This window comes from Virgibacillus sp. NKC19-3 (genome assembly GCF_019837165.1).
GTDB classification, from domain to species: domain Bacteria; phylum Bacillota; class Bacilli; order Bacillales; family Amphibacillaceae; genus Virgibacillus_L; species Virgibacillus_L saliphilus.
In genome coordinates this window covers 606,782-631,185 of the sequence record NZ_JAGYHC010000001.1, presented here as the reverse complement: position 1 = coordinate 631,185, position 24,404 = coordinate 606,782, and the positions used below count along the sequence as shown (strand labels likewise).

Below are 24,404 nucleotides of genomic sequence, written 5' to 3'. Positions count from 1 at the left end.
ATAAAAAGTAGAAATATATCTCATCCCATCATTTACACATTCGTACCCACTCCATGTTAAAGGGATTGTCTTTCAACAAGCGTAGGATAAAGTATTCGTTGGCTTGTCTTATGTTGATGTTTGTTTATTTGTTCAACCAACAAGTCTATTGTTGACTTTGCTATATCTTGTTTTGGCTGTGCAAGCGTTGTCAAGTCTGGATAAAGGTACTCACTCATACCTAAATTGTCAATACCAAGAACCCCCACTTCTTTTCCTATTTTAATATCCCTTTCCTGTATAGCCCTGTATACAGCTATTGCTCGTTCATCACCTGAGACAAAAAATGAATCTGTTTGTTGAGAATCTATGCTTTCTAACGTTTTTTGGTATACCGCTTTTAAATTGGATAACCCAAAATAAACGTTATCTATTAGACCCTTCTCTTGACAAAAACTTCTATATCCTTGCGCGCGCTTCTGATTAATAATAGACGCTTTCTTTCCTAAAAAAAGCTGTGTAGATCTATAACCATGATCATATATTGATTTTGCTCCCAGGTATCCTAAATAAAAATTATCAACGCCTACATACGATACATCAACATCATGATGGCTATCTCCTATTAAAACGAATGGCGTATTACTTTCTTTTAAATATTGAACCCGTTGATCATTATTGATTGGATCAAATATAATAGCACCGTCACACAGTTTATGCTTAACTAAGTGAAACCCATCATTTTCATCTTCTTCAAAGATATCCGGAGATGAAGCAGAAATGACTATTCGGTAGTTATAATATTTGGCTAATCGATGAATTTCATGAAAAATTTCATTATGAAAAGCCCCCCAATATTCTCCATTACGCCAATCAATGAAAATAACAATTTGATTCGTTTTTTGCTCCTTTAAACTTCTAGCAACAAAATTGACTTTGAAATCGAGTTCTTCAATAACTTTTTGCACCCGTATACGAGTGGAAGTTTTCACATTGGGATGATCATTAATAACTCGTGAAACGGTACGAACGGAAGTCTGACTCTTCTCAGCAACATCTTTTATTGTAACTTTTTGCACTATTAGCTACTCCTTCATTATTTTTGCCATCGTTGGCATTAAAGTTAGTATACGATACTTTTCGACATTTGTAAACACTTACAAGATGGAATTGTTTTTTAAAATAAATTTTCAAATAGATGGCGTGCATAATCAAATGAAGATAGCTCAACTTTAACCATTTACTTTTAAAAAAAAGACACCTACACGTACAGGTGCCTTTACGAACTTTCTAACAAATGAGCATGTGTTCATATCCACATGAATAACATGATTTGATTTTCTGAAGTCACCCTTCCACATCCCGTTTCCTATATCCAACTAACCCAATAACCATCAATACAACAGCAATCACCGTTAAAATCCCGACTGGCGCCCACTCCATATCATCAACGGGGAGTTGTGGGATATAGCCAAATGGCGATAGTTGCCCTACCCAATCCGGGAATTGGAATAATCCCCCTAAATAAAGAACGATGAAGGAGTAAAATACATAGAGCCAAATGACACTAGTCAGCTTGGGAAGAAAACCAATAAGCAATACAGCTAAGCCAATCGTCACAAGCATGGCTGGATAATACACCAGAGCTGCTCCATAGATCGTTCCAAAATCAAATCCATCCTCCATAACAGTAGATCCAGCAGCCCATAGACCAATAACAGTAAGAGATAGCATCACAAATCCACTCACAACGGAAATGACTATATAACTTCCCATCAGCCTTGTGCGTGAAACAGCTCTTCCAAGCAAATGGCCAATCCGATCCTTTTTCTCTTCCCCATGCAGTTTATTCATTGCCATAACGGGAGGAACTGTTGCAAGCAGTGCCATGACAATCATTAACGTGGGGATAAATTGCTCTGTTAATGTATAACCTTCCTCTTCCATGAGCATTTGTTCCATGACCTCATTACCTTCAAAGAAAGATTCCAAATCACCCATCACAGATCCATAAGCAATGCCCATCACCAACATACCAACCGCCCAAGCAATGACGCCCGTTCGTTGAAGCTTTAGCGCTAACCCTATTGGCGTTTGTAAAAATGAGGTGGCATATTTTCTACCTGGTTTAGCCGGGAAAAATCCTGCTTCCAAATCACGAATAGCATTCAAATAATTAGCAAGGATAAATAGAATAATAGAAACGCCGAGCATCCATATAATCGGCCACCAATTATTCGTCCCGTAGACCTCTGTCTGCGTTACCCAACCTAACGGGGAAATCCATGACAGGGTTTCATTACCTACGTCCCCAATTGCACGAACAAGGTAGGCAACAAGAAGCATCGCTATAGATAAACCAATCGTACCGCGGGAACTCTCCGAAAGCTGTGCTAATAGCGCAGTTACCCCGACAAAGAAGATACCGGTGGCACCTAAAGTCGCACCATATAGCAGAGATCCTTCCAGATCCATACTTTCGATCCCTAAAGTATATAACCCAAAACCAATGATGAACGCTAAGATTACATGGGTTATCACGAAAACAAATAAGGTTGCATTTAAATTAGAAAGGCGTCCAACTGGCAGAGAACGAACCATTTCAATGCGCCCGTCTTCTTCATCTGCTCGTGTGTGTCGAGTCACAAGCAAAATACTCATCAACCCAACCACAACCGCTGTAAGAAGCAGCATTTGATGTGCCGTCATCGCACCAATGGTGTAATTGCTTAGATCGCCTTTCCCAATCATTGCTGTCATCGCCGGGTTTTCCATGGTTTCAGCCATACCTTCTCTATCTTGTTGAGAAGGATATAAATCTGCAAAAGCAATAGGAATCATCAATGTAAAAAAAGAAATTCCAATTAACCATAGTGGGATACGAATGCGATCTCGTTTTCGTATAAATTGGGAGAGGGCACCGGTTTTTTTCATATTATCAACCATCAGGATGCGCCCCCTGTTCTAGTTTCTGCTCGACTTCCGCCTTCATAATGACGCATAAAGAGATCTTCCAATGTCGGTGGTGCACTTTCCAATTTCACAATACCAAATTGACTGATATGCTTCATAACCGCATCCATTTCCTCCGTATCTACCTGGAATGACAGTCCTTGTTCCTGTTCTTCAATCGCATGAACACCTTGTAAATCATGTAAATCCGTCATAGCTTGCTTTGTTTCCACTAGCAGATTTGTACGTGTTAAGTGACGTAACTCGTTTAAAGAGCCAGTTTCAATAATGCTCCCCTCTCGTATAATAGCAACTCGATCACATAGTTTTTCTACTTCCGATAAAATATGGCTGGAAAGCAGCACACTTCTCCCTGCTCTTTTCGCCTCCATCACACAGTCCTGAAAGACCTGTTCCATCAGTGGATCTAAGCCTGAAGTTGGTTCATCCAAAATATAAAGGCCAGCATCTGATGAAAAAGCCGCAATGAGAGCAACCTTTTGTCGGTTTCCTTTGGAATAAGTCCTACACTTTTTGGTTGGGTCTAATTTGAATTTCTCAATTAATTCCTCTCGTCGGTTTTTATTATTCTCACCACCACGTAGTTTCACAAATAAATCAATAACTTCCCCACCAGTTAAATTGGGCCATAAATTTACATCACCTGGAACATAAGCAATGTTTTTATGAATCTCAACCGCATCTGCCCATACATCTTTGCCAAAAATCTTTGCTTCTCCTTTTGTTGCTTTTAAAATGCCGAGAAGAATACGGATAGTCGTGGATTTACCAGCACCATTCGGACCAATGAAGCCATATATCTCCCCTTCGTTCATTTGCAAATTCACACCATCCAACGCTGTGAATTTCCCGAATTTCTTCGTTAGATCATTTATTTCCAGGACACTCATTTGGAATTCTCCTTTTTATAGAACGTGGTTTTTAACATTTCCAGATATTCATCGAATTCTTGCCAATATGGTTCTAGGTTGATAAATGATATATTCTGACCTTTAAAGAAGTCCATTAACTCATTCTGATATCCCTCTACCGACCAACGGATAACCTTATATATCTTTTCTACATCAACATCATCCCGGAATAAACTCGTATCCACATTGTCATATAAAAGGGAATACCCTCTAATTTGTAAGTCATGTAATCTCTTTTGCAGATCTTCTGGTAGATCCGCTTGGTCATCCAAGTAAATATTCCCTATAAAATTACTGACGTCCGGATGATGATAGTAATAGTTTGATTTAACTTGAGCAATTTGTTTCATACGCTCAACAAAGTCAGATTCCTTTGTATCAATAAGACTGAAATAGTCATTAATCATGATGTTAATAGCGTAATCAATGAGATAAAGAAAAAGCTCTTTTTTATTTTTAAAATAGTAAAAAAGCATCCCCTTTCCTATTCCGGCAATTTTTACAATACGATTCGTTGAAGCCTGTTCGTAACCATTTTCGGCAAATTCCTTAAGTGCTGCATTTAAAATACGCTGCTTTTTCGTTTCGTCGAGGTTATTAAATGTTTTTGTAATAGCCACTCACTCCTCTTTATAAGTTTATATGCATAGTGTGATCACAATAGACCAGATCGGTCGATTCAAGTGTACCATTTTAGACCGAAGTGGTCAAAAAAGGGAGCCTGTTCCTCACCCTGCCGATTGAATGCAGTGAAGAACAAGCTCCTTTTACTACGTGTAACTATTTATTATGTAATTCTTCCTGTAGATTTTTCAGTTCGCTATTAAGCTCTTCCATCATTATTTCTATTCCTTCTTTTCTTGATAAATGGCTCGGTAAATAAATGGGAGCACCATAGATTATTTGCGGCTTCATTCGCTTGAGTAAATCTTTAAAATTGTTTGGCCCGTCATAAGCCACAGGAACGATGGGAACATTGGAATGCCCGGCAATGGTAACAGCCCCACGCTTTAATGGCGTCTCTTCACTAGTCCTGGTACCACTTGGGAAAATACCTACTACTTTATTTTCCGCCAATAGTCGTCGCGGCGTTTTAATCGTACTTGGACCCGGATTCTCACGATCGACAGGAAATGCATGTAACGTTTGCATCAGCCATTTGAGAAAACGTGTCTGAAATAGTTCTTTTTTGGCCATGTAATGTATTTTGATAGGCAGGACTGAAACCCCAAGCCATAATATATCCACCCAACCTGTATGGGTACACGCGATCACAAATCCACCTGATTGTGGGATATTTTCCTTTTGATAGACATTTAGTCTACCGAATAATCCTAATATAATCTTTAATAGATTAGCGGCAAAAGTATACATTTGATTCATCTCCTTTATGTAACGTAATACGTTGATTCGCACATTTATTTTACCACAAAGTATTATGACCTGGTACTAAAATCAACTAAAAAATCAACCAAGAGCGTTCGAAGTGTATATTTACACCTCCACATGATAAAATAAATTAAGAAACCTAATACGCTTTGGTTAGATTTCAGACTGTTCATTTTTCTTATCTTCCACCCATTACATGAAAGGAGTGCCTTAACGTGAAACATCCAATTATCCAAATGATCTTTCGTCTATTGCTTATACTATTGCTTACTGTCATTGGATTGTTTCTGTTTTATCATTTTTTAAGGCTTACCTATCCTTTCCTCATTGCAGCTATGTTTGCATTTCTTATTCACCCAATGATTCGCTTGTTGGAAAAGCATGCACGCTTCCCACGGCCGATTGCTGTATTAACAAGCATTCTTCTCCTCATCGGAATTGTTGGTGGATTAGTGACAATCTTAGTTAAAAAGACAATTGATGGAATTCTGTATTTATCAGATTATATTCCTTCACAAATTGAACAAATATCTACGAATATACAAAATTATTTCAATCTATATGTATTACCGTTGTGGGATCAAGGTATCGGCCTACTCGATAATATTGAGCCATCCCAACGACAAGCATTACAGGAAGGGATCCAACTTATTGGAAGCAACATAGCTGGTTCACTTGCAAATTTGGGTGAAGGAATCGCCAATGGGATATCCACTTTTGTCGGTGCGCTTCCCATTACGTTTACCGTTATTATCTTTGTACTTTTGGCTGTTTATTTTATTAGTAAGGACTCAAAAACCTATGCAGCCATGTACAAAAATAAACTTCCATGGCGCTTCAGAGAAACAATCATGTATGTATATCTTGACTTGAAAATTAAAGTATTTGGTTTCCTGAAATCACAAATCATTCTGATGGTACTTACTGCCATCGTCAGCTTAATTGGGTTATTTATATTGCGTGTAGACCAAGTATTCACCATTGCTGTTATTCTAGGGATTATTGATTTAATCCCCTATTTTGGCCCAGGGCTCATTTTGATCCCCTGGAGTATCTATAGTTTCTTCACAGAGGATATCTTTTTGGGGTTTGGACTGCTTATTCTTTATGCTTCCACAGTGACTGTTCGCCAGATTGCCGAACCGAAAGTATTATCATCCAGCATGAAGCTAAACCCACTGGCCATTCTAGTTTCTCTATTTGCCGGTTTACAACTTTTTGGTGTCATTGGCCTTGTAATAGGTCCAATTATACTTGTTCTCTTTATTACCTTATATGACGCCAACGTATTTAACGGACTATGGCGCTTCATTAAAGGAGATTCCACGGAACAGAAGGACGGGTGAATTGGCCTGTCCCTGTACTTTAATTTAAACTAATACTTGAGCATGATTGTTTTAGGCAGTGCCCGTTTGCGCTTTAACATCGGAATGTTCGTTTTTTAATTAAACACTTTTGTCCCAGCCCTGTCTTTAATAAAAAAGATTCCATGGATATTCCGCTGGTGGAAGCGAATCTACTGTTACTATTTCCTTCTTCGTTGGATGTTCAACAGATAAAGAATGAGCCCATAAGGCAATTTGCTGTCCGGGCTTGTTTATATTGCTTCCATATTTCTGATCCCCATAGATTGGCGTTCCCATTTCCGCTAATTGAACCCGTATTTGATGAGGTCGTCCTGTTTGAAGTCGAACGGATAATAAACTTAATTGTTCCGTTTGCGCGATTAGCTTGTATCCAAGCAGAGCTTTTTTTGCTTTTTTATGATGCGCCGAAACAACATACACCTTGTTTTCCTGGTGATTTTTGCTCAGGTAATGTTCTAGATTGCCTTGTTTTTGAACAGGAACACCACGTACAACCGCTAAATAACTTCTTTCCATCGCTTGTCTGCGAATCACATCAGATAAGCGAGATGCAGCCTTAGAAGTCTTTGCAAAGACAATCACACCTCCGACAGGACGATCCAACCTATGCAGGAGTCCAAGGAAAACATTTCCCGGTTTCTGGTAGCGAATTTTGATGTCTTGCTTCAAATAGGTAAGTAAATCCTTATCCCTTGTGTTATCTGCTTGTACAGGAATATTTACCGGCTTTTCCACAACAAGCAAATGGTTATCTTCATATAGAATAGGAATGTCCACGTGTACCAATACTCCCTTATTAAATAATTACGACGCACTCAGCGTCAGTTCCCGTCTCTTATTATTGTACGTTGTTTTCCAAATGAAGCAAATATTTCACGCAATATCGCGTATACCAACATGAACGAAACATCCATTATAAAAAACCGGCTCCTTTTCAAAAAAGGAAACCGGCTTTGTTTTATGCGCGAGCTGTGGATAAATGTTGCACACGAGCAATGACACCCGTTATTACAATAACGATAACGGCAGGTAACACCCACCCAAGTCCCTCATTGTATAAAGGAAGTATCTGTTCATAGAAGGAGATAACCGGTTGCATCCACGTGAAATAATCGATTCCCAGTGACTCGCATAAAGCTTTCAACCCATCAAAGATACTAATCAAAAATGTCACCGTAATTGCTGAAACATACACCATCCGCGCATGATTAAACAGTCGTGATAGGAATGCCAAAAGCATTAATACAATGGCTAGTGGATACACAAACATTAAAACTGGAAGCGAATAAGTAATGATATTCTCCAGCCCGAAATTCGCAATAATAAATGTTATCGTTGCAAAAAATATAACAAATGCCTTGTAGCTGATTTTCGGAATCAGTTTATGAAAGAATTCAGCATTGGCTGTTACCAACCCAATACTCGTTGTTAAACAAGCCAGGATAATAACAATGGCTAACAATATCGATCCCAATGCTCCAAAATAATAGGATGCAGCACTGCTTAGAACCGGTCCACCAGTTTCAAATATTCCAAAAGTTGACGTACTCGTTGCTCCCAAATACGCAATACCTATATAGATGACTGCAAGTAATACAGTTGCAATACCACCCGCTTTAGCAGTTATCCTGAGTATTCCATTTTTCGAAGTCACACCCATGGCACGAATCGCATGAATAACGATAATGCCGAATACGAGTGAAGCTATTGCATCCATTGTATTATAACCCTCTAAGAATCCTTGGATAAATGCCCCACTACGATAACCTTCCTGCGGCGATTCAATAGCTCCCATTGGCTGAGTAACCACCATAATTAATAAGATACCAAGAAGAACTACAATCCCGGGTGCTAATATTTTTCCTACATTATCCACGATCTTTGCGGGCTTTAGGGAAAATAAAAGTGTGGCAGCGAAAAACAGGAATGTAAAAATAAACAATACCATCTGCGAATTTTCTTCACTTATAAACGGCATAATACCAACTTCATACGCAACCGTACCTGTACGTGGCGCTGCAAAAAAGGGACCAATCGTCAGATAAAGAAGTGAAGTGAACAGTATACCATAAATAGGGTGAACCCTGCTTGAAAGTTCCTGCAAATCATTACTCCCGGAATAACTGATCGCTAAAACCCCTACTAAAGGCAATCCAACGCCAGTAATCAAAAATCCAATAACAGCCGGCCAAAGATTCATCCCGGCATTTTGACCAAGTTCTGCCGGAAAAATCAGATTTCCAGCTCCAAAAAATAGTGCAAACAGCATGACTCCAATTGCTGCAGTAGACGAAAATGAGATTTTGTCTTTCATAGATGCTCCCCCTACGATGCGTAATATGTCAAAAAAGTAATACTTTAGAACTATATGCAATATATCGATAAAAACTATCATACTATTATCGTTCACGAAATGCAATAAATTACGCGTAAATTGTTTGATGATTTTAACTAATAATGTTTTTCACGAAATACCATTGCAGTTCTCCGACGAAAACTTTATACTTCATTAAAAGCATAAAAGTATATAGAAAAGGGGTTGCTACCATGGATTTTTCAAATCGTTTAAAAAATTTACCCGACCAGTTCTTTGCTGCACTTACCCAGAAAGTGGCAGATGCCATTCGGCAAGGGCGAGATATTATCAATTTAGGACAGGGAAATCCGGATCAGCCTACACCGCCCCATATTGTAAAAGCATTACAACAAGCTGTCGAGGATCCAAGGACACATAAATACTCTCCTTTCAGAGGAACTCCTGAATTAAAACAGGCCGCGGCTGATTTTTATAAGCGGGAATACGACGTCGACATTGATCCGCACACAGAAATAGCCATTTTATCTGGAGCAAAAATAGGGTTGGTTGAGCTTCCCCTTGCATTAATGAATGAAGGAGAAGTCATGTTGCTTCCGGATCCTGGATATCCGGATTATTTATCCGGTGTGAGTCTTGCTGATGTGACCTATGAAACCATGTCTTTATTGGAAGAAAATCTATTTTTACCTGATTATCGCTTACTCACTAATGAACAAAAAGACCAAGCAAAATTGATGTATTTAAATTATCCCAATAACCCGACGGGAGCAACTGCTTCCATTGAGTTTTTCAACGATACAGTGAAGCTTGCCAATGCGTCAGACATTGGAGTAATTCATGACTTTGCCTATGGGGCAATTGGTTTTGATGATAGAAAACCAGTAAGCTTTCTGCAAGCGGACGGGGCTAAAGAAGTTGGTATCGAGTTGTATACATTGTCGAAAACATACAATATGGCAGGCTGGCGCGTTGGATTTGCCGTCGGAAATGCAAAAATGATTGAAGCGATCAATCTCTTGCAGGATCACTTATTTGTCAGTTTATTCCCTGCGGTGCAAGAAGCTGCAGTCACCGCGCTGACAAGTAGCCAGGACTGTGTAGATGAACAAGTTGCGCGTTACGAGTCTCGCCGAAACACACTCATTACCGAATGCGAGCGCATTGGTTGGAATATCAAAGCTCCAACCGGGTCGTTTTTCGCATGGCTGCCAGTTCCTAAAGGCTACAGCAGTGAAGGATTTGCTGACCTACTATTTGAGAAGGCAAATATAGCCGTGGCAGCAGGTAAAGGCTTCGGAAAACATGGCGAAGGCTATATACGCGTTGGGCTGTTAGTTGAAGAAGAACGTTTAAGAGAGGCGATAAGACGGATAGAGGCGCTCGGTATATTTTCTTGAAAAAAATCTATGGGACGAGGGGACAGGATCCTCGTCCCATAGATGGTAGGAAGCACAACTCACATACATTTTTCCCTTAAAACAAATCGTCGTTTTCTTCCTTTTGCTTCCTCATCTCTTCGGTCCATTCATCTACTTCTTGATGTATGTCATCTGCACGTGCATCGATTTCATCTTTCTTTTCAGAGCTGAACGCACTTATGACATCATACATTTTACGATGTCTTTCTTCCCTAAGTTCTCGAACTTCTTCGCTTACTTCAGAATCGACCAACTGCTCATCGTTTAGAATCTGAAGGGCTTGTGAATATCTGGATGCCTCACTGTCAATAACGTCCTTTATTGGGTTTAGACCCTCATCAAAACGTTCCTTTTCAGCAAGGGTTTCCCATCCATCAGGGGCCTTTGTGAAAGCCCATGCTAGATCAATTCTGGAAGGGAGCCACTTTTGTTCAATCGTTGTTTTCAATTCATCTGCATTATCTGCTGAAAAATATTCACCTGCACCGGCGTCTGAAACTTCCTTAAGCTGTTCTTGAGCATCCTCATCCACATTAAAACCGATGATATTGACAGACGTATCTTCACTATCCTTTACAAAGTTAGCCGCTTCTTCAACAGGATCCCCGTCACACGTTTCCACGCCGTCGCTAACAATATATACAGTAGTTGGCTCTTCGTAATCACTACTCATATCTGCCGCCTTTTGGATGGCTCCTGCCAACGGAGTGTACCCTTTACTCTCAAAACTGGATAATGCATCTGTAAATTCGGATTCATCGTAAGCGTCCATCGGATAAATCTCTTCAATTCCATTACACGATAATTCCTTATCCGCTTCTGATTCAGAACCCTTATGTCCATATACAACTAACGAAACATCATTATCCTGTCCAATCGTTTCCCCAAAGCGCTCTACAGCATCCTTCGCTATATCCATTTTCACTTCGTTGTCAACACGTAACAACATACTCGAACTTGCATCAAGCAAAATAATTGCTTTCCCTTTAGCCGGTTCATTTTCAAGTTCTTTTTCAGATTTGCCCGGGTCAGGTAGAAAAGGCTCTTCAAAATCAGGCTCAAATTCCTCCGCTTTTTCAATCACTTCATTGTAATGCGGGGTGCCAAGCAAATGAACGAGCGCTTTATTAATTTCCTCCGGGTCTTGCGTCTGGGATGTGATATGTTCCAATTCTTCTTCTAATGCTTGAACAATGGACGGATCCAGCTCTTTATCCGATGAATCATCTTCCAGCTCTTCCTCCAGTGTCATATCCGCTACTAATGTTCCCTCTTCCTGTGCTTTCATATCTTCTCTGGATTCAATTTCCCCTATGTCCTCAAATCTTTCTAAAGTGGATTCTTCCGCTTCAACTTCCGAAACTGATTCTTCCTGTTCATCATCCTTGTTTGGCTCATCACTGGACGAAACGTCTTGTTCATCATTACAACCAACCAAAAATAATGCCACCATGACGAAACAAATACATAATCCCCTCTTAAACATTCCCCTTCCCCCATCTTCATATAGTCTCTATTAATCATAGAGAAAATGAGGTCAAGTTTCAATATCTGTAACAATTAAAATACCAAATAAAATCAGGAATAGCTAAAAAGCTATTCCATGACATTTTCAAGTGATCCACAACCTTAAAAAATTATCCTCGTACTACAATAAACTACGCTCAATCTCCTTCATTTCATAAAAATAACCTTTCGCCTGCATCAATTCTGCAAACGTACCAGTTTCCATAATGGCACCTTGATCCATCACAATAATCTGATCCATTGTTTCCAACCCGGTTAAACGGTGACTGACTAACACGAGCGTGTCATCTGTCGCCTGTTCCAAAAGATGTCCATAAATAGCGTGCTCGGTTAGTGCATCTACAGAAGATGTTGGCTCATCCAATAACCAGAGATGTCCTCCTTTAAGCATTGCCCGGGCAATTGCAAGTCGTTGCTTTTCCCCACCGGATAGATTCTCCCCTCTTTCAAAGATGGGGTCTGCTAGATCAAAATGCTCCAGCTGCACGTTAGCTAATGCTGTTTCCAGCTTCTCATCGGTCAGCCCATCACCAGACAGAAGCAAATTACTCCTTACTGTTCCATAGAAAAAGTGATTTTCCTGCAGAACGACATTTGCTTCTTTCCAAATGCTCTCCGCGTTTAAGTTATCGAGTGAGAGCCCATTGAAACAGATGTCACCTTGATCGACGTGACTAATTTTCAATAAGAGTTGCAATAACGTTGACTTCCCCGATCCACTTGGCCCGACAATTGCCGTTTTCGAGCCGGCAGGAAGCTTCAAATCAACATTTTCCACCGCTGTTCGCCATTCATTTGGAAAAGTGAACGTAACATTTTTCATCTCGACAGCTGGCACAACATTAGATGGAAGCTTCCCCAAATCACCTTCCTCTTCACTCTCTGCCCGAACTACAGAGAAAAGACGTGTGGCCGCTCGACTACTGTCCTGCATATGGATAGGGAAAACCGCCATCGGAGCAGCATCTTCAAAAACCGTTAGAGAAATCATTAAAAACATCGCCAGAAAGATTCCTTCCAATTGGCCATCTACGATCAAATAGACACCAAGCGCCAATACAAACCAGGATACAAAAAGCGTTACAAAAGAATTCACGGACTGGTTATACAACGTATTGATGCTTTCTTTTTCCTGCTCCTTAATATAGGCATTAGATGATTCCAGTAGTTGTTGCTCCTTTCCATCAAGCTTCTGGTATATTTTTAAATCACGGAATCCATGAAGAAATTCGGTAACTTCTGTAGAAAGCGCGCCCCTTCCTTCACGGACATCACTGTCTATTTTTGCTTGTCTCATAGCGAACAATGCCGGAACGACAAAAGCTGTAAGTATGAGACCAATGAACAATACAACTGCTATAGAAAGCGAAAAGAAAGCCGTGAATAAAATGGTACTCAAGAACACCATAACTAGAACAATTGGTGGATAAAACACACGCAAAAAGAAGTTCTGCAAACTTTCTACATCCCCAACAATTCTGGAAAGCAGATCCCCACTTCGATATTTTTGAAAAATGCCAGGGGCTAATGGTTCTACCTTTTCGAAGAAGGAAACACGCAGATTACTTAAAATGGTAAATGTCGCTCGATGGGAAAAATACCTTTCTGCATATCTTGCTATTGCTTTTAGTAACCCAAGCAACTTTACAGATGATGTTAGAATGATTAGCGTATATAAAGGCGGGGCAAAGGCAGCTTTTGAAATTAAGTAGCCACTTGCCGAAAATAGTCCAACAGCAGCAATACCGGCAATAAAACCAAAGATAATCGAATTAAGAATGTCCTTCTTCTCTACCATCATTAACTTGATAACTATCACTAAATCTCTCATTCTGCCTTCCCTCCCTGTTGGACAGTTACCATAGCCCGATATTCAGCTACCGAATCCATAAGCGCCTCATGTGTTCCTACTGCAATCAGCTCGCCATTTTCCAGGAATAGAATTTGATCCGCGTTTTTAATCGTATGAAGGCGGTGCGCCACAGTAATTACCGTAGCATTCTTAGACAATTGATTGATCGATGTTTGCAGGATACGCTCTGTTTGCAGATCGAGTCCCGTAGTCGGCTCATCAAAAAGAATCAATGATGGATGTTTCAAGAACGCTCTTGCAATGGCAAGTCGTTGCTGCTCTCCACCTGAAAGACCTCTCCCGCCCTCACCGACTGGGGTATCATAACCATCTTCCAAGGAATGAATCATATCTGCAATTCCTGCCTGCTCCGCAGCTTGCTCGATATCGCTTTTTGACACGTCTGCATGTCCTCCGATTGCGATATTTTCCGCAATGGTTCCGGAGAAAATATACGGATGCTGCGAGATATAGCTCAATTGATCAAACCAGTCTTCTTCTTTATATTCCGATCGCGATCTACCGTTAATGACGATATCGCCTGTTGAGGGGCCAATTAGGCCTGCAATCATATGCAGCAAAGTTGTCTTCCCGGACCCGGTTCTTCCTACAATGGCAATGGCCTCATAGGGCTGAATCCGCGCGTGTATAGGTTGCAAAGAAAACTGATCCTCTCCATAACTATAGCCTGCTTCACGTAAATCAATGCTCGGCGGCGTTGCTTCTTTATTTACGTTTTCGCTCCCCCAACCTACTGCTTGCTCTGCTTCCTCTAATTCATCTGCTATCTTTTCAGCTGCCCCCATACTACTTCTTCCATTATGGAAAGTGCTGCCAAGTTCTTTCAATGACGTATAAAATTCAGGCACCAGTATGAGCACAAAGAAAGCAGTGAAGAAGGAAATGCTTTCATAAACGATAAGTTGAATCGAAAGTTCCAGTGCCACAAGCCCAATACTAAGCATTGAAATCAGTTCAAGCATAAAGGAGGAAGTAAAAGCAACTTTTAATATCTCCATTGTTGCATCTCTAAATCCTAGACTACTCTTTTCGATCGCTTCCCTCTGTTGTTTCGCGCGTCCGAATAATTTAAGCGTAGTAAGTCCCTGCAATGTTTCAAGAAAACGTCCAGAAAAGGCCCCAAGCTCTTCCAGTTGTTCTTCCGATTTCTGTTTGGTTTTCATGCCAATGATGACCATGAAAATAGGAATGAATGGTGCAGTGACAATCATAATCAGTCCTGTATTCACATGTTGCGTGAACACAACAACGAGAACCAATAGTGGGATGAAGGATGTTTGAATCATTTGAGGAATATACTGACTGAAATAACTATCCATTTCGTCGACAGCATCCATCATGATACTTACCTTCTGACCTGACTGCCCACGTAATGAAGCTTGCATCGGATTTCTGGAATGTTTAGCTAAGATGCGTCTGCGGAAATCAGCCTTCACTTTCGCTGCCATCTGGATCCCCTTACGACCATTCATATAACTAAAAGCTGTTCTCGCTAAAAGAACGAGCAATAATCCCCCCAAGGATGGGAGGATTTCTTGAAAAGATGCTCCTTGCAAAAAGACACGATCAACAATCCTAACGATGAGATAAGCTTGAGCGATGACCGCTGCACCTGTAACCACTGTTGACATAAACAGAAATAACATGCTTTTTTTCTGCGTAAATGCTATTTCTTTTAAATTGTACATGATATGCAAATCCCCCAAGTCAAGATTTGTCTAACTTATATGTTCCTATTTTTTCCCTTTCACATAATCCGCATCAAATAAAAATAATCGCATCAATAATATCAAAGCAGGTATTAATAAAAGCAACCCGCCAATAAAGGCTACAATTAAGGCTATTCCCATGGATGGATGTGTTGCACCATCGCTAACAGTGATAAACGGATCCAGTATATACGGATAATGACCTATTCCATAGGCAAAAAAAGCAAAGAAGAATTGCAACATCACACTAATAAAGGCCAATCCATACCGTTTCCCTTGATAAAGCAACCACATGGCTATCATGAAAAATCCTACAGATAAGCCTAACATCCACCAAAGATCCATCATGTTTTGAAAATGCCTTTCATTATGCTGACTTAAGAAAATAAAAGTTGTCAAACCAGCAATAATCGTTGGTGTACTCCAGAACAGTGCATAATTTCGAACAAGCTTCAATGCGGGCTTGTCATTGGCATAGGAAGCATAGAATGTCAGAAATGTACTACTGATAAATAGTACAGATACAATTGCTAAACCGACGATACTCCATGCCAGTGGACTCGTAAATAATTCCAAATACTGTAGAGAAACCGCACCACCATCCTCAACAATAAACCCACCTTCGGATATGGCTAAAGCGACGGATAAAGATGCAGGAATGAATAACCCGGTTGCTCCATATAAGAACATGTAGATATTACTTTGTTTAGATCCGTAATTTTCAAACGCATAGAACGATCCCCGTATCGCCAGCAATATAATGGCAATACTAGCAGGAACCAACAATGCACTACCATAATAATAAGCTGTATCCGGGAAAAAGCCTACAACTCCAACAAAGAAGAACACGAAAAACACGTTGGTCACTTCCCACACAGGCGATAAATATCTGGATATCAACTGATTAATGATGTGATCTTTCTTTGTGATTTTTGCATAATAAGCAAAGAATCCTGCGCCAAAGTCAACGGACGCTACGATCAGATAACCGTATAGAAAGATCCATAACACGGTTAGACCAATGATTTCATAACTCATGACTCATCACCCTTTTCTATGGTTGGGTAGTGTTTTTCCAATTCTTCCTCGACAGGGTTATGACGAAACAGCTTACGTAATACTATCACACACAACGTCCCTAATACGATGTAGAGGCCTAAGAACAATAAAAACATCAGACCAATATGAGAGGACGTGGTTGCTGCCTCACTCACCGTCATATAACCACGTAGAATCCATGGCTGCCGACCTTCTTCTGCATAAATCCAGCCAAACTCAATCGCCAAAAATGCTAAAGGCCCGCTTAAAACGATGGCACGTAGCATCCATTTATGATGTTCATTCCACTTTTTCACCTTACTTACAATAAGATAAAGCAAGGATATACCCAGGAGATACCCTCCGATTACTACCATGAGGTCAAACATATAATGAATCCAAAGCGGTGGTTGCTCGTCTCCAGGTGTCTCTTCTAATCCAGCTACTTCACTATTAAAGTCACCATGCGCCAAAAAGCTCAATAAATTAGGGATGCGAATCACACCTGTTGGTTCATTATCTTCATTCAGCCAGCCAAATAATATTAGATCCGCACCTTCTTCTGTCTCAAAATGCCATTCTGCTGCAGCAAGTTTTTCCGGTTGCTCATCAGCCAGAAACTTCGCCGAAACATCCCCCGCCAAAAAGTTAATAGCCGCAAATACAAACGCGGTTATTAATGTGAATTTTAATGCTTTTTTATGATAAGCGGATGCCCTTGCAGAAAGCCTTTTTCTCAACAACATAAAAGCGGCAATAGCAGCAAGAAGCACTGCACATGTTACATATGCCGAACTTAGCACATGAAATATCTTGGATGGAGAAGCGGGATTGAGCATCGCTTCAATTGGATTAACAGCTGCGAAAACCCCATTCTCCATTTCGAAGCCTTCGGGCGTATTCATAAAAGAATTAACCGTTGTGATAAATACTGCTGACATTCCCCCACCAATGAAAATCGGGATAGATAGCAGCCAATGTGTGATTGGCTTTTTAAAACGATCCCATGTGTATAAATAAATACCTATGAAAATCGCTTCAAAGAAAAACGCAAAGACTTCCATGAATAGAGGAAGCGCAATAACATTACCCGCAACCTGCATAAAGTTAGGCCATACTAAAGATAATTGCAGGCCAATGGCAGTACCGGTTACGACCCCAACAGCAACGGTAATAACAAATCCGCGTGACCAGCGTCTTGCTAACATGGTATAATGCGAATCTTTACTTTTAATACCAATAAGCTCAGCTATGGAAATCATCAAGGGAACTCCAACACCAATTGTTGCAAATATGATATGAAAGCCAAGCGTTATCGTCGTAAGCAGTCTACTCATCAAGACTGTATCCAATTCCATCGTGGTAAAACCTCCTTGTAAAACATTAATATGGTGTTCAGTATTGAACAAGTGTAGTTATGCTTAAATGCGAAATGACTGCGCATCGTTATTCGTTCAAGCAAAGACAATGGCTATCTAATTTTACTATACGACTAGTATAAAGCCATTTTGACATGATATAAATACATTAGAAATGACAATTACATGACATTCAAATCTGCGGATTGAAACGAGCCAATGATTTATATTTTAAACCATTTGTCCTTTTATCATACGCGTTACATCGTTGTTGTTATAAGCAGGAGGTATCTCAACTAGCGAGTAGCTAGCGCTTTATCAAGCGGACGAGGTCACTATCATACCGAACGTATCGGCAATGCACACCGAATGAGAGGGGGATTGCGTTGCTAGCAAAAGCATTTGAGTTGAAGAAGCAGCCATGAAACCCTCATGACTGCCCCTGCTCAACCTGAAAGTGCCCTCCTAAATTCCCTGTGCCGCTTCACATAAACAACGATTGTAGCCAAAACCACCAATTCTGCCAATGGGACCGAAAGCCATACACCATTTATCCCCATAAACAGAGGCAGCACTAGTATAAAGATCATCATAAAAATAATTTCTCTCGATGCCGTGATCCAAGTTGCCATGCGTATTTGTGCAACAGATTGAAAGTAAGTCATCATGACAAAATTGATTCCCATAAACAGATAGGCAATAAAAAATAAGCGAATTCCAGTCATAGCAATTTCCATGACTTCATCTGGAAACTGACCGAAGATCAACACGATTTCTCTCGTCGCCAGCTGGCCAATCGCAAATGCAAGAATTCCTACCATTACAGCCACACCCAGTGCTATCTTCATGGTCTGCCTCGTTCTTTCCATCATTTTAGCTCCATGGTAATAACTGACCAGCGGTTGAACAGCCGAAGCCATTCCAAGAAACATCATCAGCATGACCCCATGCACATAATTCAGGACAGAGAACGCAGCAACACCAGAGGTTCCAGCAATTCGAGCCAATGTGACGTTAAAGGCAACGGTGAAAACAGAAATTCCGACTTCCGATAAAAAACTGGGAAAACCAACGGTCATTGTATTTCGAAACAAAGACCGATGAAACTTAATAGAAACAAAGCGCAAATTATTTCTCTTTCTAAAAAAGTGCATTGCTAACACAAGAACACCCAAAAACGATGCCATGATAGTCCCCGCAGCTACCGCGGCTACCCCTAAATCCAATACATATAAAAAGACATAATTGATCCCAATATTAGATAAGGAAGTAATAATTAAGGCAATCATTGCCAAATTTGGATTTTGGTCATTTCGCACAAAGGTGCTCAAGGCATTCTCTATGGTAAACACAAAGCCAAATAGCAACATAACATGTAAATAACCAATGGTGTAGGGGAACGTATCCTCATTAGCACCCAGCATATAAGCTAGTTGCTCCTGGAAAATAAAGGATGTTAATCCAATGATAATGGTAAATATAGCAATCAACGCCATCGAATGAGTGAAAATAAATTGCGCATGTTTCGGTTTCTTCGCACCCATCTCTTGCGAAAACAACGTAGCTCCACCGATACCGATCCAAAGCGACATTGCTACAAAAATAGTGAATACGGGTGAGGCAATTCCCACTCCAGCAAGTGCAACCGGGCCTAATCGATTTCCGACCATAACACCATCTGCAACAATATTCACTGCCATCAACATCATGCCAGTTAAGGAAGGTATCAAGTATTTGAAAAAAACCTTGCCCACAGGCGCTGTATCTAACATATTTGGTTGATTTTGTTCGGAAGTCATGGTCGATCCTCCTATTCTTTACTGGGGCTACGATGCGCTTATGTCATACGTGTACCCTTGATTCATTCGTATCCTTAGTTTAGCAAATGACAATCAAAAACAGAAAAAAGACGGCTTAGCCACATACTGACTAAAACCGTCTTACATTATCTTATAGAACAGATTGCTTCGTCAATTAACTTGTTACCTTGGGCTAGCCTTATCTACTAAAGTGCTTCTTTAATCACTTTCTTATAATAAAGGACGGAAAGCACTGCAAAGATAGAGTATAAGCCTGTATACACCAACATAACCAGAATCATTGGTGTCCATAATTCCGTGCCGAACAAAAACCAACCGGACTTCACAGCAAAGTAACTATGGGATAATCCAATAATTAAAGGAATGCCAAAGTTGAACAACTGCTTGAACTGAATACCACGTAACAGGTCACCGCGCGTGAAGCCGAGCTTTCGTAAAATCGTATAACTGGACCGTTCATCCTCACTTTCATCCATTTGTTTAAAGTAAAGGATACAACCGGATGTAATGAGGAAGGCAAGGCCTAAGAATCCAACGACAAACATGACCAGACCCATATTCATTTTTTGGGAATTGCTTGTGGCAAGCTGAGAAGAATTACCATTTTCAAAATCAAATTCCTGAAAAATCTCATCCGCTTCTTCCATGTCTTTTTGTTTATCCATATCAATCCCGATGTACTCCGTTGATTCACTCTGGATAGATGGATCTATATCCTGTTTTAACTCTTGGTAGGTGGTATCGTCTACCACAGCTACCGGAAGACCAAATGTGAAATAGCTAGGGAGTATGGAAGCATCCTCTAGTCCCACGTAATTTTTCTGGGTACGTTCCTTGTTTCCGTTTAACGTCATTTGCCCTTCTTCTTTGAGTGACAGCATCTGCTCCAGCGTTTGACTATAACCTGTGAAAAGGATGTCTTCTGCCGCTACGTCCACATCTCTCACATCAGCATCACTGACAACCGTCATTTCCATGTTCGTTGCATCAAACTGGGTGTTTTTTGTTTCTTCCACTATTTGTGATAGGTCTGCCTCCATCGTGATCACATCCATATGGCTTTCGCTATACGGGATGTGTTGATCCGATAACGCATTTGTAAATGCATCAGCATCTTCTGTACTAATCATGGAAAAGTGGTTGGGTACAGATTGCTCCGCTGTTTTTTCTGCCGAGTAATAGGTGATATAGCTTAACGATAACAATCCAATGGCAAGTGCCGATACCGTTGTAATGATCGTTAGTAATATCGCATTGGACTTCATTCGAAACATGAGGGATGAGAGGGACAGCACATTGTTCAGATTCAAATAGCCATCTTTCTTTTTACGGATGACATGAAAGATGAAGCTGACCGATCCTTTATAAAATAAATAAGTCCCGATGATGACAGATCCTAAAATACTAATCATCGCAACGAATAACCCCATGGTTCCGGTAATGTCACCACTGAATAATTTGGTAGAAACAAAATAGCCGAAAGCAATGAACCCAATGCCTAAAATGCCAATAATCATCTCAAACGCAGACATTCTTTTCACTTTTATTTCTGTTGTAGAAACAGCTTTAAATAATGATAATATACTTTGTTTCTTGATAAAGATAACATTCATGATCATAATGAAAAGATAAATGACGGCAAAAACAATCAAGGTCTGAAGCAACGCTTCGGGTGAAAAACGTAAAGAGGCTATTGCTTCCACACCCGTGATTCTAAACAACACCATAATGGTCAATCTTGACATTGAAAATCCGAGAATAATTCCGATGACAAGAGAACCGAAATACAAAATAGCATTTTCCGTCGCAATAATTTGGAATATCTTTCCTTTCTCCATCCCAATTAATTGAAATAAGCCAATTTCTTTACTGCGACGTTTAATAAAGATGTTGTTCGCATAGAAAAGAAATACAGCAACAATGGCGATAAGTAACACAGATCCTGTCCGAATCGCTGCCGCCCCTTTGATAGAACCCTTCGCTTCATCCATGGATGGATCATATTGCAGTGTAACAAAGGCAAAATAAAGAGCGACACTAAAGATCAGGGCAAACACATACAGATAATAGTTCCGTATATTCTTCTTCAAGCTTCGGTAAATGAGGTGATTAATACTCATGTTGCACCCCACCCAGTACACCTTGTGTTTTCATGATATCCTTAAAAAAGGATTGACTCGTTTCCTCTCCCTTGTTCAATTCTGTATATATTTCCCCGTCTTTGATAAATAGAACCCTTGAACAATAGCTTGCTGCAGCTGGATCGTGTGTAACCATAATAATGGTTGCCTGCAGTTTCTGATTTAAGTCACGGAGCTTGTTTAATAAATCAGAAGCGGATTTCGAATCCAATGCCCCCGTTGGCTCATCGGCAAAAATAATACTCGGATCATGAATAAACGCCCGTGCTGCGGACGTGCGCTGCTTCTGCCCACCGGAGATTTCATTGGGGTACTTATCCTTTATCTCATCGATACCAAGCTCTGTGGCAATAGAATGAAATGTTTGTTCCGCATCCTTTTTGGATACTTTCTGAACAGATAATGGAAGTAGAATATTTTCTTTGACCGTCAATGTATCCAGAAGATTATATTCCTGAAAAAGAAAGCCTAAATGATGCTTTCGGAACTCCGCTAACTTTTTTTCTTTCATTCCTGTGAATTCATTGCCTTTGATTTTTATGGTTCCTTGACTGACTTTATCAATCGAGGAGAGGACGTTAAGTAAGGTGGTCTTTCCGGACCCGGATGCCCCCATGATGCTTAAAAATTCTCCTTTTTTTACGTTAACGTCGATACCTTTTAATACTTCCTGTTTATTAAATTTATTCCCATAACTTTTATGAATTTTATTCGCTTCAAGTATCATGTTAATGATCCACTCCTTTTTCCTGATAGTTCTATCCTATACGATGCAACGCCTGATTTCCTTCGATTCATCGAACAAATGAAGACCAGCATGTGACGTTTTTGTCACATGCTGGTAAGTTGCACGAAATCATTCTTTTTTGGGAAGGTAATGGTGAACGTCGTACCTTCCCCTAATTTCGAGTCTACCTCAATAGCCATCAGTAAGGAGCGTGCTACTTTTCTAGTTAAATAAAGTCCCATCCCGGTTGCTGAACTGTCCTGATGTTTCGTTGTAGACGTAAACCCCTTCTCAAAGATACGTGAGATGTCCTTTGGATCAATCCCTCGTCCAGAATCGGTGATTTGAAGTTTTATCTGGTCGTTTGCGATATAGCTTTTAATCATGATATCTGATTCCTCGCTGTATTTCACCGCATTAGTAAGTAGCTGCCGAATCATAAATGAAAGCCATTTGGCGTCTGTCTGTACTTCTGTAACCTCAAGGGAAACATCAAACCCGATGCCTTTTTGCATACACCATGAACGGAGCGCCTTAATTTCTGTATAGATCAGCTCTTCCAACTTTGTTTTTTCCATGTAGAGATCATTTTTTATAAAAGGGATGCGCTTTTGGTGAAGTTGCTGATCAAGCAAGAGATGGACGCGAAGCCACTCATTCATTAATTGTGATTTTAAATGGCGATCATCAATCCTCTCTATCATCAATTTTATTGTTGTGATCGGTGTTTTTACTTCATGAATCCAGGACGTCAGATCATCCCGTTCCTCTTCAATATTTTGCATATGTGTAGCTACTTCTTTATTATACTGCTCTGTTTGTGTTGTGATACTATTCTCGACGATTTTTTCAAAAGGGCTCTCTGCTTCCATGATACTTGTTAAGTCTGAGGTTTTATCCCATTCGTCTATGCTTTTATAGAACTCCGTCTCTTTGTTGTAACGAACGACGAAAAAAATAATAAATAGAAGGCTATTTAAAAAAACGATATAGAAACCGGATGTTAGCGGAATAGAAGCGTCTATATAGGAAACAAGGATAACAACAAGTTGGGTAAATAGAAAAAGAAAGATCCAGCTCTTTCTTTCGTTGATATAAGCTTTTATCATACTTGTTCCTCTTCCAACGCAATGTATCCTTGTCCAACCTTCGTTTCAATAAATTGACTCAAACCTAACTCAGATAGTCTTTTTCGCAGACGATTTACATTAACGGTCAAGGTATTATCGCTGATAAAACGTTCATCCTCCCACAAGCTCTCAATTAATTTTTCACGGGAGACAATTTGGTTTTTATTTTCAATTAGGATTTTTAATATATACATTTCATTTTTGGTAAGTTCAATGGAACCTACTTCATTGGAGACTGTATTTTTCATATAATCCGCGGTGGCACCACACCATGTTTGTAAATTGAGCTGACTTTCCGTATTGTAGTTATATACACGGCGTAGGGTAGCCTGGATCTTTGCAATCAATACATCAAAATGGAATGGTTTCTGAATATAGTCATCTGCCCCAAATTGCATGGACATCACCATATCCGTAGGGTGGTCTCGTGCCGATAAGAATATAATCGGAACGTTGGAATGGGAACGAATCATCCGACACCAATGAAATCCATCAAATTTAGGAAGTTCAATATCAATAATGACCAAATCCGGTTGAATGGCTGTGAACTCCTGGATAACCGCATCAAAATTCGTAACTCCTAAGACATCATAGGACCATTGGGACAATCTTTCCTTCGTTTCTTGAAAAAGATTGGCGTCATCTTCAATTAACATGATTTTAAACAACGTTTTTCACCACGCTTTTTCTTTATGATAGGGAACCTTTTCAAATTTAACGGAAAACG

The 24,404-nt window shown here is 40.0% G+C and carries 19 protein-coding genes; 2 read left to right on the top strand and 17 right to left on the bottom strand.

The annotated features are described in order from the left end of the window. Positions 1-56: 56 nt before the first annotated feature. The 5 genes from KFZ56_RS03190 to KFZ56_RS03170 all read right to left on the bottom strand — a co-directional run bounded on the left by KFZ56_RS03190 (position 57) and on the right by KFZ56_RS03170 (position 5,237). A complete protein-coding gene (locus tag KFZ56_RS03190) occupies positions 57-1,058 on the bottom strand; it encodes a LacI family DNA-binding transcriptional regulator (RefSeq protein ID WP_222640210.1) in 1,002 nt (333 codons plus the stop codon). Between the two features lie 268 nt (positions 1,059-1,326). Further along, positions 1,327-2,925 (bottom strand): ABC transporter permease, encoded by a 1,599-nt coding sequence (locus KFZ56_RS03185; RefSeq protein ID WP_222640209.1) that lies wholly within the window; start codon positions 2,923-2,925, stop codon positions 1,327-1,329. Next, on the bottom strand, positions 2,925-3,842 hold the full coding sequence (locus KFZ56_RS03180; protein WP_222640207.1) for an ABC transporter ATP-binding protein: 918 nt from the start codon (positions 3,840-3,842) through the stop codon (positions 2,925-2,927). Before KFZ56_RS03180 ends, KFZ56_RS03185 begins: the two co-directional genes overlap by 1 nt. Further along, positions 3,839-4,483: a TetR/AcrR family transcriptional regulator gene (locus KFZ56_RS03175; RefSeq protein ID WP_309228243.1), complete on the bottom strand. Its 645-nt coding sequence runs from the start codon at positions 4,481-4,483 to the stop codon at positions 3,839-3,841. Before KFZ56_RS03175 ends, KFZ56_RS03180 begins: the two co-directional genes overlap by 4 nt. A 160-nt stretch (positions 4,484-4,643) precedes the next feature. After that, the gene (locus tag KFZ56_RS03170) at positions 4,644-5,237 is read right to left on the bottom strand and encodes a lysophospholipid acyltransferase family protein (RefSeq protein ID WP_222640206.1); all 594 of its coding nucleotides are present in this window, start codon (positions 5,235-5,237) and stop codon (positions 4,644-4,646) included. A 230-nt stretch (positions 5,238-5,467) separates the two neighbouring features. On the opposite strand from KFZ56_RS03170, the gene ytvI reads away from it, so the two are divergent. Continuing rightward, entirely contained in the window at positions 5,468-6,598 is a 1,131-nt protein-coding gene (gene ytvI, locus KFZ56_RS03165) for a sporulation integral membrane protein YtvI (protein WP_222640205.1), read from the top strand. 126 nt (positions 6,599-6,724) lie between these two features. On the opposite strand, the gene KFZ56_RS03160 is transcribed toward ytvI, so the two are convergent. Both KFZ56_RS03160 and brnQ read right to left on the bottom strand, forming a co-directional pair. Further along, positions 6,725-7,396, bottom strand: a complete 672-nt coding sequence (locus tag KFZ56_RS03160; protein ID WP_222640204.1) for an RluA family pseudouridine synthase — start codon at positions 7,394-7,396, stop codon at positions 6,725-6,727. 181 nt (positions 7,397-7,577) lie between these two features. Beyond that, positions 7,578-8,933: a branched-chain amino acid transport system II carrier protein gene (gene brnQ, locus KFZ56_RS03155; RefSeq protein WP_222640203.1), complete on the bottom strand. Its 1,356-nt coding sequence runs from the start codon at positions 8,931-8,933 to the stop codon at positions 7,578-7,580. Positions 8,934-9,166: 233 nt separating this feature from the next. On the opposite strand from brnQ, the gene KFZ56_RS03150 reads away from it, so the two are divergent. Beyond that, positions 9,167-10,333, top strand: a complete 1,167-nt coding sequence (locus tag KFZ56_RS03150; RefSeq protein WP_222640202.1) for a pyridoxal phosphate-dependent aminotransferase — start codon at positions 9,167-9,169, stop codon at positions 10,331-10,333. Positions 10,334-10,409: 76 nt separating this feature from the next. Here the strand turns inward: KFZ56_RS03150 and KFZ56_RS03145 are convergent, their stop codons facing one another. The 10 genes from KFZ56_RS03145 to KFZ56_RS03100 form a co-directional block, all read right to left on the bottom strand. Further along, positions 10,410-11,840 (bottom strand): vWA domain-containing protein, encoded by a 1,431-nt coding sequence (locus KFZ56_RS03145; RefSeq protein ID WP_222640201.1) that lies wholly within the window; start codon positions 11,838-11,840, stop codon positions 10,410-10,412. A gap of 162 nt (positions 11,841-12,002) precedes the next feature. Next, positions 12,003-13,712, bottom strand: coding sequence for a thiol reductant ABC exporter subunit CydC (gene cydC, locus KFZ56_RS03140; protein WP_222640200.1), 1,710 nt, complete (start codon positions 13,710-13,712; stop codon positions 12,003-12,005). Then, positions 13,709-15,442: a thiol reductant ABC exporter subunit CydD gene (cydD, locus tag KFZ56_RS03135; protein ID WP_222640198.1), complete on the bottom strand. Its 1,734-nt coding sequence runs from the start codon at positions 15,440-15,442 to the stop codon at positions 13,709-13,711. Before cydD ends, cydC begins: the two co-directional genes overlap by 4 nt. Positions 15,443-15,487: 45 nt before the next feature. Continuing rightward, on the bottom strand, positions 15,488-16,501 hold the full coding sequence (locus KFZ56_RS03130; RefSeq protein ID WP_222640197.1) for a cytochrome d ubiquinol oxidase subunit II: 1,014 nt from the start codon (positions 16,499-16,501) through the stop codon (positions 15,488-15,490). Further along, on the bottom strand, positions 16,498-17,859 hold the full coding sequence (locus KFZ56_RS03125) for a cytochrome ubiquinol oxidase subunit I (RefSeq protein ID WP_222640196.1): 1,362 nt from the start codon (positions 17,857-17,859) through the stop codon (positions 16,498-16,500). Before KFZ56_RS03125 ends, KFZ56_RS03130 begins: the two co-directional genes overlap by 4 nt. A 446-nt stretch (positions 17,860-18,305) precedes the next feature. Beyond that, positions 18,306-19,658, bottom strand: a complete 1,353-nt coding sequence (locus KFZ56_RS03120; protein WP_222640195.1) for an MATE family efflux transporter — start codon at positions 19,656-19,658, stop codon at positions 18,306-18,308. 206 nt (positions 19,659-19,864) lie between these two features. Continuing rightward, complete coding sequence (locus KFZ56_RS03115; protein WP_222640194.1) at positions 19,865-21,799, bottom strand: ABC transporter permease; 1,935 nt, start codon at positions 21,797-21,799, stop codon at positions 19,865-19,867. Next, a complete protein-coding gene (locus tag KFZ56_RS03110; RefSeq protein ID WP_222640193.1) occupies positions 21,789-22,547 on the bottom strand; it encodes an ABC transporter ATP-binding protein in 759 nt (252 codons plus the stop codon). Before KFZ56_RS03110 ends, KFZ56_RS03115 begins: the two co-directional genes overlap by 11 nt. 104 nt (positions 22,548-22,651) lie before the next feature. Continuing rightward, positions 22,652-23,656, bottom strand: coding sequence for a sensor histidine kinase (locus KFZ56_RS03105; protein WP_222640191.1), 1,005 nt, complete (start codon positions 23,654-23,656; stop codon positions 22,652-22,654). Continuing rightward, complete coding sequence (locus KFZ56_RS03100; RefSeq protein WP_222640190.1) at positions 23,653-24,345, bottom strand: response regulator transcription factor; 693 nt, start codon at positions 24,343-24,345, stop codon at positions 23,653-23,655. The genes KFZ56_RS03105 and KFZ56_RS03100 overlap by 4 nt, the downstream gene beginning before the upstream one ends. Between the last annotated feature and the right edge of the window lie 59 nt (positions 24,346-24,404).